13 protein-coding genes are annotated in these 14,698 nt (G+C 34.8%); 5 read left to right on the forward strand and 8 right to left on the reverse strand.

The annotated features are described in order from the left end of the window. Positions 1-135: 135 nt before the first annotated feature. The 3 genes from CCE82_RS08510 (at position 136) to CCE82_RS08520 (ending at position 3,931) form a co-directional block, all read left to right on the forward strand. Positions 136-1,338, forward strand: coding sequence for an argininosuccinate synthase (locus CCE82_RS08510; protein WP_086428975.1), 1,203 nt, complete (start codon positions 136-138; stop codon positions 1,336-1,338). Continuing rightward, a complete protein-coding gene (argH, locus tag CCE82_RS08515; RefSeq protein ID WP_086428976.1) occupies positions 1,331-2,725 on the forward strand; it encodes an argininosuccinate lyase in 1,395 nt (464 codons plus the stop codon). The genes CCE82_RS08510 and argH overlap by 8 nt, the downstream gene beginning before the upstream one ends. Before the next feature lie 264 nt (positions 2,726-2,989). Further along, a complete protein-coding gene (locus CCE82_RS08520; RefSeq protein ID WP_086428977.1) occupies positions 2,990-3,931 on the forward strand; it encodes a glycerophosphodiester phosphodiesterase in 942 nt (313 codons plus the stop codon). Positions 3,932-4,296: 365 nt separating this feature from the next. Here CCE82_RS08520 and CCE82_RS13050 read toward each other — a convergent pair whose 3' ends face one another. From CCE82_RS13050 to pruA, 4 genes are all read right to left on the reverse strand, one after another. Continuing rightward, entirely contained in the window at positions 4,297-4,455 is a 159-nt protein-coding gene (locus tag CCE82_RS13050) for a hypothetical protein (RefSeq protein WP_167370970.1), read from the reverse strand. A gap of 190 nt (positions 4,456-4,645) precedes the next feature. Beyond that, a complete protein-coding gene (locus CCE82_RS08525; RefSeq protein WP_086428978.1) occupies positions 4,646-5,890 on the reverse strand; it encodes a Glu/Leu/Phe/Val family dehydrogenase in 1,245 nt (414 codons plus the stop codon). 107 nt (positions 5,891-5,997) lie between these two features. Further along, the gene (locus CCE82_RS08530; protein WP_086428979.1) at positions 5,998-7,197 is read right to left on the reverse strand and encodes an ornithine--oxo-acid transaminase; all 1,200 of its coding nucleotides are present in this window, start codon (positions 7,195-7,197) and stop codon (positions 5,998-6,000) included. A 175-nt stretch (positions 7,198-7,372) separates the two neighbouring features. Then, positions 7,373-8,917 (reverse strand): L-glutamate gamma-semialdehyde dehydrogenase, encoded by a 1,545-nt coding sequence (gene pruA / locus CCE82_RS08535; protein ID WP_086428980.1) that lies wholly within the window; start codon positions 8,915-8,917, stop codon positions 7,373-7,375. Positions 8,918-9,323: 406 nt separating this feature from the next. Here pruA and ygs point away from each other — a divergent pair, with 406 nt between their 5' ends. Next, positions 9,324-9,713, forward strand: a complete 390-nt coding sequence (gene ygs / locus CCE82_RS08540; protein WP_019166970.1) for a S1 domain-containing post-transcriptional regulator Ygs — start codon at positions 9,324-9,326, stop codon at positions 9,711-9,713. Between the two features lie 1,322 nt (positions 9,714-11,035). Further along, on the forward strand, positions 11,036-11,236 hold the full coding sequence (locus CCE82_RS08550) for a cold-shock protein (RefSeq protein WP_014614408.1): 201 nt from the start codon (positions 11,036-11,038) through the stop codon (positions 11,234-11,236). A 258-nt stretch (positions 11,237-11,494) separates the two neighbouring features. Here CCE82_RS08550 and CCE82_RS13370 read toward each other — a convergent pair whose 3' ends face one another. From CCE82_RS13370 to CCE82_RS08570, 4 genes are all read right to left on the reverse strand, one after another. Then, entirely contained in the window at positions 11,495-11,836 is a 342-nt protein-coding gene (locus tag CCE82_RS13370; RefSeq protein WP_119184407.1) for a metalloprotease family protein, read from the reverse strand. Further along, positions 11,833-12,105 carry a hypothetical protein gene (locus CCE82_RS08555; protein WP_086428982.1) on the reverse strand — a complete coding sequence of 91 codons (273 nt, stop codon included), beginning with the start codon at positions 12,103-12,105 and terminating at the stop codon, positions 11,833-11,835. The genes CCE82_RS13370 and CCE82_RS08555 overlap by 4 nt, the downstream gene beginning before the upstream one ends. Positions 12,106-13,409: 1,304 nt before the next feature. Further along, the gene (locus CCE82_RS08565) at positions 13,410-14,135 is read right to left on the reverse strand and encodes an ATP-binding cassette domain-containing protein (RefSeq protein ID WP_086428984.1); all 726 of its coding nucleotides are present in this window, start codon (positions 14,133-14,135) and stop codon (positions 13,410-13,412) included. A gap of 21 nt (positions 14,136-14,156) precedes the next feature. Then, positions 14,157-14,408 carry a hypothetical protein gene (locus tag CCE82_RS08570; RefSeq protein WP_206184388.1) on the reverse strand — a complete coding sequence of 84 codons (252 nt, stop codon included), beginning with the start codon at positions 14,406-14,408 and terminating at the stop codon, positions 14,157-14,159. Positions 14,409-14,698 lie beyond the last annotated feature (290 nt).

A 14,698-nucleotide genomic window follows, 5' to 3' on the forward strand; every position in this document is an offset into this window, starting at 1 on the left:
CAAATTCAATTGACTTACCCAAGCATATGAATTGACATACATTTTTTATGAATATTTATTTGGGTATTTGCATATAAATTCATTTATGTTATAGTAAAGCTAATCAAATTTTAATTTTCAACAGAGGTGACTAGGATGAAAGATAAAGTGGTTTTAGCATATTCAGGTGGTTTAGATACAAGTGTGGCAGTGCAATGGTTAATCGAACAAGGTTATGACGTCATTGCATGCTGTTTGGATGTCGGCGAAGGAAAAGATTTAGACCTTGTTTATCAAAAAGCGTTAGACATGGGTGCGATTGAATCTCATGTCATTAATGCTACGAAGGAATTTGCAGAAGATTACGTCGGCTATACCATTAAAGGCAATTTAATGTATGAACAAACTTACCCACTCGTTTCGGCATTATCTCGCCCACTTATTTCTAAAAAGTTAGTGGAAATTGCACACAAAACGAATGCCGTAGCGATTGCGCATGGCTGTACAGGAAAAGGCAATGACCAAGTACGTTTTGAAGTGGCGATTAAAGCGTTAGATCCAAACCTCAAAGTGATTGCACCAGTACGTGAATGGGGTTGGAGTCGTGAAGAGGAAATTGATTATGCGAAAAAACACAATATTCCTGTCCCAATTGGCAAAGATTCTCCGTATTCAATTGACCAAAACTTATGGGGTCGTAGTAACGAATGTGGTGTGTTAGAAGATCCATATGTTGCACCACCGCAAGATGCTTATGACTTAACAAGCGAGTTAGAAGATACGCCTGATACAGCTGATGAAATTTTAATCTCATTTGAACAAGGAATCCCGACACATATCGATGGTCAGCAGTATGCATTAGATGACTTGATTTTGTATTTAAATGAACTTGCTGGAAAACACGGTATCGGTAGAATCGACCATATTGAAAACCGTCTCGTTGGTATTAAATCAAGAGAAGTATATGAAACACCTGGTGCCGAAGTCATTATTAAAGCACACCAAGCGTTAGAAACCATCACTTTAACGAAAGATGTGGCACACTTTAAACCGATTATTGAAAAACAATTTGCAGAACAAGTGTATAACGGCTTATGGTTCTCACCTTTAACAGATGCACTCAAAACGTTTGTCGATCAGACACAAAAATTTGTCACTGGTGATGTCCGTGTCAAATTGTTTAAAGGTCATGCCATTGTAAACGGTAGAAAATCTCCTTACACACTTTATAATGAAAAATTAGCGACTTATACGAAAGAAGATGCTTTCAATCAACAATCAGCAGTGGGCTTTATCGATATTTACGGTTTACCTACACAAGTGAATGCGATGTTACATGGAGGCTATGCGGATGAGTAAAAAAGCTTGGGGCGGCAGATTTGAAGAGAAACCAGAAGCGTGGGTCGATGCGTTTAATGCGTCGATTCACTTCGATCAAACACTCATTGATGAAGACATTCAAGGGAGCATTGCACACGCGACAATGCTTGCACACCAACACATTTTAACTGAATCAGAAAGTACGTTGATCATTCAAACATTACAAGCTATTCAACACGACTTTCATGAAGGGAAAATTGAATTTCAAACCGCTTTAGAAGACATCCATTTGAATGTTGAACATGAATTGATCAAACGTATTGGTCCTGTGGGCGGCAAACTGCATACCGGTCGTAGTCGTAATGACCAAGTGGCAACGGATATGCATCTGTATACAAAAAAAGAAGTTCAGACCATCATTGAATATATTCATGCTTTTCAACAAACGTTGTTACAACTTGCAGAACAACATGTAGAAACGATCATGCCTGGTTATACACACCTTCAACGTGCACAACCGATTTCATTTGCACATCACATCATGACGTATTTCTGGATGCTCGAACGTGATCAAACGCGTTTTAAAGAAGCATTAGCACGTATTGATGTCTCTCCTTTAGGCGCCGCAGCTTTAAGTGGGACGACGTATCCGATTGACCGTCATGAAACGCAAGCATTACTCGGTTTTAGTGCATTATATGAAAACAGTATCGATGCCGTAAGTGATCGTGACTATATTGTTGAAACGTTGAACAATATTAACTTAACGATGATTCACCTGTCTCGTTTTGCTGAAGAAATTATCTTTTGGTCATCAGAAGAAGCAAAATTCATCACATTGTCGGACGGATTTTCAACAGGTTCTTCAATTATGCCACAAAAGAAAAATCCAGATATGGCTGAACTCATTCGTGGTAAAGTCGGTCGTACAACGGGACATCTCGTCGGTCTATTGATGACATTAAAAGGATTGCCACTCGCTTATAATAAAGATATGCAGGAAGATAAAGAAGGCTTATTTGATGCGATTGAAACGATTAAAGGGTCACTCCGCATCTTTGACGGCATGGTCGCAACGATGACTGTCAATACCGATCGTTTACAAGAAACAGTGCGCCAAGACTTTTCGAATGCGACTGAGTTAGCGGACTATCTTGTCACGAAAGGCATCCCATTTAGAGAAGCACATGAAATCGTTGGTAAACTCGTCCTGTGGGCAATTCAACATGAGATGTATTTACTCGATGTCCCATTAGACGTGTACCAAACACATCATGCCAAAATTGAAGCAGATATTTATCAATATTTACAACCTGATGAAGCGGTCAAACGTCGTCAAAGCTATGGTGCCACAGGTCAAGACGCTGTTCGTCATCAAATCAAAGTCGCAAAGACACTTATAGAACGCCATCATACAAACGCATAATTCATAGGTGTGCTATGGTGCCTGTGATGCAGCTCTCAAAAACATATCCTCGCCTGATTAAACTGTAACAAAGTTTGATCAGGCGTTATTGCGTTGAAATATCCCCTAACATACGCCTTCTTATAATTTAACGTCTCCTTTTAATTGAATGTGTGGCCATCATTTCAAACATAAAGATAAAGTAATTTTTGAATTAAGACTATTGCCGTTTTTTTGAATTTTCTCTATGCTAAAAATAACACCATTATTTAAGGAGGCGTCAATATGAAAGTCACATCACATTTATTAGCATCATCGGTTTTGATCGGGTCACTCATTGTAGGTGCCAACGCGCTTGCTGACAATACAAATGCAGAATCACCTCAAAGCACTGCCCAACACCATCAAGCTACACCACTGTCACCAGGCCAACATAATGTATTAAACAAACCTCATGTCAATATTGGTCATCGTGGTGCAAGTGGTTATGCCCCTGAACATACTTTTGCTTCTTATGACAAAAGCCTTAACGAAATGGGAGCTGATTATTTAGAAATTGATTTACAAATGACGAAAGACGGTCATTTAGTCGCTATGCATGATGATAAAGTTGACCGTACGACAAATGGAATTGGCCGTGTGGACCACTACACATTGGCTGAATTAAAAAAGTTAGATGCAGGATCGTGGTTCAATCAGAAATTTCCAGAATATCAAAACCCACAATATGTAGGTCAACAAGTGCCAACGCTCGATGAAATTTTCAACCGTTATGGTACGCAAGCCAATTATTACATTGAAACGAAATCACCGGATGTATATCCAGGAATGGAAGAAAAACTGCTTCAAAAGTTACATCAACACGGTCTCGACTGTAAAAACAATTTAAGCAATGGTAAAGTTGTCATTCAATCCTTTTCAAGAGAAAGTCTAAAAAAAGTGCATCACCTAAATCCTTATATTCCACTTGTACAACTGTTAGATAAAGGCGAGCTTCCACGCCAATCCTCAACTGATTTACAAAATATTCAAAGTTATGCAGTTGGTTTGGGTCCGGACTATCATGATTTAACTGCCAAAAACACACGTGCACTGCGTCAACAAGGGTTTTATATCCATCCTTATACTGTGAACGATGCTAACACTATGGCACGTTTAAACCGCTATGGTGTGACAGGTGTATTTACGAACTACCCAGATGTGTATCGCACGTTAATCCAACAATAAACACGTCCCTTTTTCATTTACTACAAAATAGAAATAGCCAGGGGCCGGGACACAATTGCGTTTCCCAGCCCCTCTCCTACGATGGACGAAAATCAAAATACGGAAATATAAAATCAATTAAGATGAATGGGAATAAAAATTTTTTATGCTATTGATGCATTATTTTGTTTAACTTGCCCTTTCGCGATGAATTGTGTTTTTGATTGCCCTCATGGCTTCGCGTTCCAAGCCTCCTTAGAGCAATTTGATGAAAATATATCAAGGTTAGACAATTAAAAAATTTTATATCCCATCCACAGGCTATTTTGAATTTCACTTTTCCAATTTAAAACACAAACTCACGATTTCAATTATCGCTATCAATGTTACTTTTTAGATTGGCCTCTTTTCATCCCTTTGATGACATAAATTACGCCGATGATGATGAACACTGCAGCAATGAGCCATTCATGCTTCGTCGCAAATGTGATACCTGCTACTGTAAAAATGGTTGCGATGATGAGTGTGAACGTACTTCTATTCATTGTTGTTTCCTCCTGATGTTTTAGAATGAATTTTCATATTTCTATGCGTTAATTGTTCCTTATAGCCATTCAGTAAAAAGACGAGCAATTTTTATGAACGATGATGTCTACCAAAAGTTCATTTTGTGTTAAAGGTATAAAAAAAGCAGAGATGCACAAATTCAGTGTCTCTGCTTTGCTATCTATTTTTTTATGCCCAACCACGATAACGTGCCGCTTCTGCAGTACGCTTAATACCGACAATATAGGCTGCTAAACGCATGTCAATTTTACGATTTTCAGATAAGCTATAAATCGTATCGAACGCATTCACTAATTTTTCGCGTAATTTTTCATTGACTTCATCTTCTGTCCAATAATAACCTGTGTTATTTTGTACCCATTCAAAGTATGAAACCGTTACGCCACCAGCACTTGCAAGTACGTCTGGCACTAATAAAATACCACGTTCAGTTAAAATTTTTGTCGCTTCTGGCGTTGTAGGTCCATTGGCTGCTTCTACAACAATTTCAGCTTTAATGTCTGCTGCGTTGTCTGCAGTAATTTGGTTTGCAATGGCTGCTGGTACTAAAATATCGCAGTCTAATTCAAATAACTCTTTATTTGAAATGGTATCTTCAAATAAGTTTGTCACAGTACCAAAACTATCACGACGATCTAATAAGTAGTCGATGTCTAATCCTTCTGGGTCATGAAGCGCACCGTAAGCATCTGAAATACCTACAATTTTCGCACCTTTATCGTATAAGAACTTCGCTAAAAAGCTTCCTGCGTTACCGAAACCTTGAATCACAATACGTGAACCTTCAATAGATTTACCGCGACGTTTTGCTGCTTCTTCAATTGCGATAACCACACCTAATGCTGTTGAGCGGTCTCGACCTTGTGAACCACCTAATACGATAGGTTTACCTGTAATAAAGCCTGGAGAGTTAAATTCGTCCATTTGGCTATATTCATCCATCATCCATGCCATGATTTGAGAGTTTGTAAATACGTCTGGCGCTGGGATATCTTTCGTCGGTCCAACAATTTGTGAAATCGCACGCACATAACCACGAGATAAACGTTCTACCTCATGAATACTCATTTGACGTGGGTCACAAACGATACCACCTTTACCACCACCGTATGGTAAATCGACAATACCACATTTTAATGTCATCCACATTGACAATGCTTTTACTTCTTCTTCATCAACATCTGGATGGAAACGTACCCCACCTTTAGTTGGTCCAACTGCATCGTTGTGTTGCGCGCGGTAACCTGTAAATGTTTTGACTGTACCGTCATCCATTCTTACTGGAATACGTACTGTCAAAAATCTTAAAGGTTCTTTGATTAGTTCATACATACCATCATCAAAGCCTAATTTATGCATTGCTTCCTTAATGATGCCTTGCGTTGACGTCACTAAATTATTTTTTTCAGCCATGATCCATTTCGCCTCTTTTTCCTACTATTGTTTTCGCTTACATTCGTATTGTAACATAAGCATTTTTATTTTAAAGTGGTTTCCGCTCAAATGAGATGATTAACTTTTTACCCTTGTGCGAATACCTTTTTCACTTTTTCAATCGCAAAATCTAGCTCTTCTTTTGTAATGACTAATGGTGGTGCAAATCGAATGACTGTATCATGTGTTTCTTTACATAAAAGCCCTTCATCTTTAAGACGTTCGCAATAAGGACGTGCATCTTCATGTAATTCCACACCGATAAATAGACCGCGACCACGTACTTCTTTAATTGCTGGATGATCGATTTCAAGTAATGCCTTTTTGAAATATTCACCGAGTTCAAGTGAGCGACCTGGTAAATCTTCGTCTACAATCACGTCAAGCGCAGCAAGAGAAGCGGCACATGCTAATGGATTGCCCCCAAAAGTAGAACCATGAGAACCTGGCGTAAAAACATCAAGCACTTCATTATCTGCAAGAACGACAGAAATTGGTAATACACCGCCCCCAAGTGCTTTACCTAAAATGTATACATCTGGCTTCACATCGTCCCAATCTGTCGCAAATAACTTACCTGTACGACCTAAACCAGCTTGAATTTCGTCTGCAATGAATAATACATTGTGTTCGTCACACAATTCACGTACTGCTTTTAAATAGCCTTCTGGTGGAATGTTAATCCCTGCCTCACCTTGAATCGGTTCAATGAGTACAGCTGCAGTATTTTCATTAATAGCAGCTTTTAAGCTTTCAATGTTACCAAATTCAACATTTTGGAAACCTTCTAAAAGTGGACCATAACCGCGTTGATACTCTTTTTCTGAAGAAAGTGATACAGGCGCCATTGTGCGTCCGTGGAAGTTGCCAACCATCGCAATAATTTCTGCTTCATTTGGTTTAATACCTTTCACTTCATATGCCCAACGTCGTGCAGCTTTTAATGCTGTCTCAACTGCTTCTGCACCTGTGTTCATCGGTAATGCTTTATCTTTACCTGACAATTCACAAATTTTTTCATACCATTCACCTAAGTTGTCGCTGTGGAAAGCACGTGAAACGAGTGTCACACGATCGGCTTGTTCTTTGACAGCTTGGATGATTTTTGGATGACGGTGGCCTTGGTTAACTGCTGAATATGCCGCTAACATGTCCATGTAACGATTGCCTTCTGGGTCCTTTACCCATACGCCTTCAGCTTCAGCAATGACGATTGGAAGTGGTAAATAGTTGTGCGCCCCATAATGATTTGTTTTTTCAATGATCTCTTCAGATTTTGTTACCATGCAATCTCCTCCTTAAAAATACGACTCATATCGGTTGACATGAAAGTGTAGGGCAAATCGATCAATAGTATCATTCAATACCTATCATTCAAGTAGTGAACGGTGCTCATAAATGATTTACCCTACATCAGTACAAAACACGATGCTCTGTACATTTCTGTTATTTAATTCATCATTATAGATGTTCTGATACTGAACGACCTTGCATGTGTAATACTAAGTAGTCTGGTCCACCTGCTTTTGAGTCTGTACCTGACATTTTGAAGCCACCGAATGGTTGGTAACCTACAACTGCGCCTGTACAGCCACGGTTGAAGTAAAGGTTGCCGACCATGAAGTCACGACGCGCTTGTTCTAATTTCATACGGTTATTTGAAATGACTGCACCTGTCAAACCGTATTCTGTATCATTTGCGACATCAATTGCTTCATCAAAGTCTTTAACTTTAGTGAAACCTACAACTGGGCCGAAAATTTCTTCTTGCATCACGCGAGAATTTGGATCTAAATCAGCAAAGATTGTTGGATATACAAAGTTACCCACTTCTTCATCTGTATTACCACCTGTTACAAGACGACCTTCTTCTTTACCAATTTCGATGTAGTTTTTAATTTTATCTAAAGATTTTTGGTCAATGACTGGGCCGACATACGTATCAGGCTCTGCAGCATTACCTACTTTAATTTTTTCAGTTTCTTCTTTAACGCGCTCTAACAATTCATCATAAATATCTTGGTGCGCGATAACACGTGAACATGCTGAACATTTTTGACCAGAGAAACCGAATGCTGAGTAAACAATCGCATCTGTCGCAACTTGTAAATCTGCTTCGTTGTCAACGATGATTGCATCTTTACCGCCCATTTCAGCAATGACACGTTTGATATGGTTTTGACCTTCTTGAATCACGGATGCTTTTTGGATAATTTCTTTACCAACTTTTTTAGAACCTGTAAATGAAATGAGACCCACATCTTTGTTTTCAATTAAGAAGTCACCAATCTCTCTTGAAGAACCAGGAATCCAGTTTACTACCCCTTTAGGTAAACCTGCTTCTTCTAAAACTTCCATAAATTTATATGAAATAATCGGTGTATTAGAAGACGGTTTTAACAACACTGTATTCCCTGTTACAAGTGGCGCTGATGTTGTGCCCGCCATAATCGCATAAGCAAAGTTCCATGGAGAAATGACAACACTCACACCTACAGGTAAGTAATCAAATTGGTTGTATTCACCAGGACGGCTGTTTACATGTTTACCGTCTTTAAGTTCAAGCATTTGACGACCATAATATTCCATAAAGTCAATCGCTTCCGCTGTATCTGCATCTGCCTCTTTCCAAGGTTTGCCGCCCTCTTTTGAAAGTAACGCAGAAAATTCATGCTTACGTTTACGCGTAATTTCAGCTGCTCTGAATAAAATATTCGCGCGTACTTTTGGATCAACTTTTCTCCAAGTTTTAAATGCTTCTTTTGCTGCATCTAACGCTTGTTGAGCATGCGCTTTCGTTGCTTTCGAAACATAGCCGATTGTTTCTTCGCGGTTTGAAGGGTTGTATACACGTGTTTTATCTTCAGTGAATACACGTTCTCCACCAATAATTAATGGATATTCTTTCCCAAGTTCACCTTCAACTTTTTCTAATGCACGAAAGTAAGCTTCGCGATTTTCCTCTTTCGTAAAATCTGTAAATGGTTCGTGTTGATATGGAATCATTTAAAAATCCTCCTTTGTTTATGATAAGAAAACCCTTACATCTATCATGACATATTCATAACATATTTGTAAAAGAAAACACTTAATTACGTTACCTCAAAAGCCATTTATTTCACATGTCATGACGCAATCACACCACGAGTCATTTTGAATTAACCAGTAGTGATTAAGCGCTTTCATTTATAAGCAATTATAGCCTTTTTAACCTTGATTTTGCAATAGTCTTTATCTTGTAAATAGTGACTTTTCCTATACTTATCATCTCATTATTCATACTAAACCCATACACTTTTTAGGCTATTTTTGTATCAATTAAAATATCAATATTGAACAACGAATAGTTAGGAGATTCTCAAAATATGTGCTATGATAAAAATGTTAAAAACTAATCGATAAGGGGTTATGAATGTTGAAAAGACAGTATCGTGTTGGACAACATGTCAAAGTACGCGTGACTGGTATTCAACCCTACGGCGCTTTCGTCGAGACCCCTGACAGTACTGAAGGACTCATTCATATATCCGAAATCATGGATGATTATGTACATAATTTAAAAAAGCTTTTGTCACCAGGTCAAACTGTGAAAGCCAAAATCATCTCTATTGATCAAAACGGAAAGTTAAATTTATCTCTGAAGGATAATGATTATTTTAAAAATTATGAGCGTAAAAAAGGTAAATATTCAGTATTGGATGAAATTCAGGAAACTGAGAAATATGGGTTTCGAACATTAGAGGAACGTTTGCCATATTGGGTGAAACAGTCCAAAAAGAAGATGAGATATGAGTCTAAATAACGCTTGAGGTCAATGTACGGTTTGTGCATTGGCTTTTTTATTTGGGGGTTTTTGGGAGTTGGGCGGTTTGGAGTCTTTGGAGTTACATATACAGGGTGCGGTGACAATAGCAAGATAGCTAGAGCTGAGTATAGTAAAAATTGACATGCATGGATATTTTCCTCGATTCATTAATAGACCACGCAATCGGTTGTTACTTTTTAGATGTCCATCTCGTTTTATCTCAACACGAGATCAATTCTCTGCTATCTCTAAAAAAACAGTTGAATGTATTGTGAAAACAAGTGAATGGCACATTTTGTTTTAATGCTATCACTCTGTTATGTGATTTATCCCCCACTTTACCGAAATATCAACTATAGAAAAAGGCATTCAAAATTCATGTTTTGTGAACTTTAAGTACCTTTACTGATTTGTATAAAGTTATTGTACTTTAACATTTTTTCTATTTTTCGAATGAATCACCAAACCAACGACAATGAAATCAATGAGGATTAAAACTAAGTACAGTACAACCAAATTTGAAACCGTCCAGTGATATAAGAGAGCAATAATGAAGTACACAGGACTTAAAATCATGAACGACTTTCCTGTTATTTGATTCACATAAGTTCTATTTTTAAAAATGAGCAGCAAAGGATTATTCCAAAATGTGTGGTTAAATTTCATAAAGAGAACACCTGTGACAAAAATAAATAACGACAGTAAGATTCCAACTAAAAAATTCATTTGTTTCATCCCTTTATAGTTAATGTGTAATCATCTTTGACTTGTGACAATTCTATGATGCAAATAGAATGAATGGCATGCCTTATTACATGAAAAACCCACTCTCTTACTCACTATGTCAGTAATTGCAGTAGCCCGTGTACTTATCTTCATCGTTTTAGAATATTCCGACATTTATTAGGTTAAAAGTATGCCCACCAAAAAGTAACTACTATATTTTATTTAAATATACTACGCCCCACTCTAACTGTCCATTTCGATATTGCACGTTTGCTATTTTTGTCGTCCACTTATCTTTCTCATTGTGTTTCAGAGTCAAAAGCATGTGAATCTAGTTTGCAAAAGTGCTTAATTCAATCTTTTTTCAAATTTTTTCGTACTTACGTGCGCCCGACTTGAGAGGTGTTTTTAGCCTCTATTTTCGTGCCATCTCAATTAATAATGCTTTACTTTATTCAAACTAGGGCGTATAGTTAGGTTATCGTAATAAAAGAACTTGAATTTAAATGTAGTGTATTTGTTTAGAATATCCTCTTTTTTAATCAATGAATTTATTGCAAATATTTGTGCAAAAGCACGTGGAGGTATTCTATATGAATAACGGTACAGTAAAATGGTTTAACGCAGAAAAAGGTTTTGGATTTATTGAAAGAGAAAACGGCGACGATGTATTTGTACATTTCTCTGCAATCGTTGGAGACGGATACAAATCATTAGAAGAAGGTCAAAATGTTGACTTTGATATCGTTGAAGGCGAACGTGGTGCTCAAGCAGCAAACGTTGTTAAAATGTAATCTCAATCATTTAATATAGAAGAGACGAGGCATTACGCCTCGTCTCTTTTTTGTGTTTTTTTCGATTATTTTTAGCTTGTATATCAAAAAATGCAGGTAAAATAGTATTTTGCACTACGCTATTTCCCTGCATTTTTTGACCCCATTTATATCTCTCATTTTACTAAAGTATCTGCATTAAGCACATTTTTATAGAGTAAAACATTACAGGGAGTGTCTTGTACAAATCATTCATCGTTATTGTTACTTTTCAAAATATTAATTATTGAAATTAAAATTATTTGACCATCTAGTGTAACAGGTAAAAAAGTTGAAAATATTAGACAAAAAAACTAAGGTTAAAATGTTGAGATAACCTAGTATTAATAAAATTAAGCCTAAACTTACACATATCAAAGGCGCAGATGTTGCAATGACTAAATTTTGAAAAGCATTATGATTGTTTTGATAACTAACAGAAACAACGAAAAGCTTGTTCACATTTAATTTTATATCCTTTCTACGATATAACTTAGCGCAGATAAAATGTGTACTTTCATGAATAAAAGCAACGAACAAGAAATCAAACAATATTTTCAGTATAACAATAATTAAACTCATTCAATTTTTTTATCCTTATTAAGCTTCGTTGCTAAAAAATATATGATAGAAACGCTTATTAGGACTATGATAAAACTTAATAACAATTTAGGTGTTAAAGAGAAATAAGAATTAATTTCATCTTTTGTGATGTGAGATTCAATTTTCAAGCCCATTAGAGTAACTCTTTCTCCTGATTCACTTATTTGAAATAGTTCATATAAATAATCTATTAAAAATAAAATCAACCATATTATAAAACTTGTAGTCAATAATTTAGCTATTCTCATTAAATATCCCCTTCCTCTCTCTATAAATACATACGAATTCAGTACCTAAAATCATTAAAAATACTAAAATTAAGTATTGTGGTTTTGATAATAGAAAAGAAATCATTATTACAATAAAAAAAGTTAATAAACTAGAAGTTGATTCGTTAATTGAACTTTCAAATGCTGGAAATATAAAGCCCGAGATTATAGTTAAAGTGATTACCATAAATCCTATATAAATATAATTCATAGGTAAATCAACAATCATTGGGAGTAAAGCCATTGGTAATACTAATACTATTTGACTTATAACTAAGTACATAAACTCTTTCATTATTGATATTCTATATAAATTAAAAAACTTTCTTACCTTATATGTTGAACTAGCATAAAATATACCTACAACTAACATCGAAGGGTATAAGAAATAAAAAATTTGTAACGATTGAGTCCAACCAAAATAAATGAGACCTAGTACAGAAGCTAAAATAGTTAAAAAGAAAATATAAACAAGTTTCTTTTGTCTAATTATTGCTAAAAATATGACATTAAATACAGTGCCATCTATACTCAACCAGATGTTTAAATAATTTCTCATTATATAAGAGGTATCACTCTCACTGGATAGATATAAAGTGATTATAGATCCAAAAAGCATGATTATAGAAGCTATTAACAAAATAAATAACATAAAATTTATATGATAGGGTGAATGATATACCCACATATCGATTTTGAATCTTAAATGGACAAAATATAGTACACAGAAAGATATAATCGAACAAGTGTATATAGTATATCCTAAAATGTTTGGGATATACTTCATTAGCAATCTATGTACTATTATTTCTAGTACTAAAAAACAATCGAACATAATAAGATGGATAATGATAAATATCTCAATAAATTGAATTACACTCATATGCGTCAATGTAAATAATGGCAATGCAACAATAATAATAACTTCATAAATCAACATTGAAAGAAATAATTTAAAAGTCACCTTAGCTATACTAATTTCTTTTAGACTAAAAGGTAAACATTTAAGTAAGAACAACGATCTTGAGCTTAAATTAAATGTTATATCAATAAATAAATATATTAAACCGCTCGTTATGATAGTGACATTTACAAAGCTACTTACTAACTGCTTAGCAAGACGTATATCATCACTGCTATTAAAGATGTAAAACTGAGAAATATTAATATAGATATAACCGATATAAGCAAGTATACCTAGAGTAAAGAAGATAGCTCTATTAATTTTACTTTTGAAGAAATTATTATTGACAATACTTTTGAAAATTTCTCGAAACAAAAAATTAATTATTAATATGATATTGTTTAATTGATTTGACTTTATCACTTAAATCACCTTTAGAAATCAAATTGTCTTCTAGTAACGACAAATCTCCTTGATATGGATATAAATTACCATTTTCTAAAATTCTAATATCATCAGGAAATTTTGAAATAAAATTAATGGCGTGTGAAATTAAAATGATTTTACGTTTTTCCCCCTCTTTTTCTAAAAGATTCTCTAACAAAATAGTAGATTCAAAATCTAGACCATTAGTTAATTCATCAGCTAATAAAAAATTTGTTTTTATAGTCATAGCTATACAAATTTGCAATTTCTTTTTCATTCCATATGAATAAGTTTCAATAGTTTTTTCTAAAAAACTTTTTAAGTCAAATTTTTCAGCTAGAAAGTAAAAATAGTTTTTATTATAAACAAAGTTATTCGAATAAACTTTGCTAATTAATAAAAAATATTCTTCTCCAGTCATGTATTCTGGCAAATAAAAATCTGATGGGATATAAAATATTTCACTTTTATATTTTTGACTTCCAAGAGGATTTTCATCAATAAAAATGGTACCACTGTCTGGTTTGATTAAAGTTGTGATTAAATTTAATAATGTTGTCTTACCACTGCCATTTATGCCTACAATGATAGAAATACCAGTATTAGAAAAGGAAGTATTTAAATCACTCAATACTTCCTTTTTATCAAATTTTTTGCTAATATTCTTTAATTTTAACATAATTACAAATTATTACTTTTTTCAACCTATTCCCATTTGCCAAACTTTCGGCCAATGTATTTTAAAATTACCATTAAAGCTATATCCTTTACTAGTACAGTAGTATGCATATCCAACTATAGCAACAATAACAACAAATGCCACAATTAACCAAAACCAGCGATTTTCTATATTTTTTTCAAATTTAATATGAAAACTTTCCACTATTTCTTCCATTTGAGTTTTAAACCACAAATACAGAGTCAAAAATACATTGTTAAAGCTATTAGACATCTTATAATTTCCCCCCTCATTTTACATTTTTTATTATTATATGACATTTTTTAAAAACTGTCACTATTTTTTAATATATTTTTTATTATTATAATCATTTATATTTTGATGAAAACACGTTTCTTTACTTATATTGAAATATCACCACATTTTTTGACGATTTGATTGAACTTCTAGCTCATCAATTGGTTTAATATAACCCCAACATCATTGTACGGGTTATATTAGTAGACGTTACTTAAATATTACGATCAATTTAACAGCTGGACTTTTGAAATCAACCAGAAAAC

This window comes from Staphylococcus cornubiensis (genome assembly GCF_900183575.1).
GTDB classification, from domain to species: domain Bacteria; phylum Bacillota; class Bacilli; order Staphylococcales; family Staphylococcaceae; genus Staphylococcus; species Staphylococcus cornubiensis.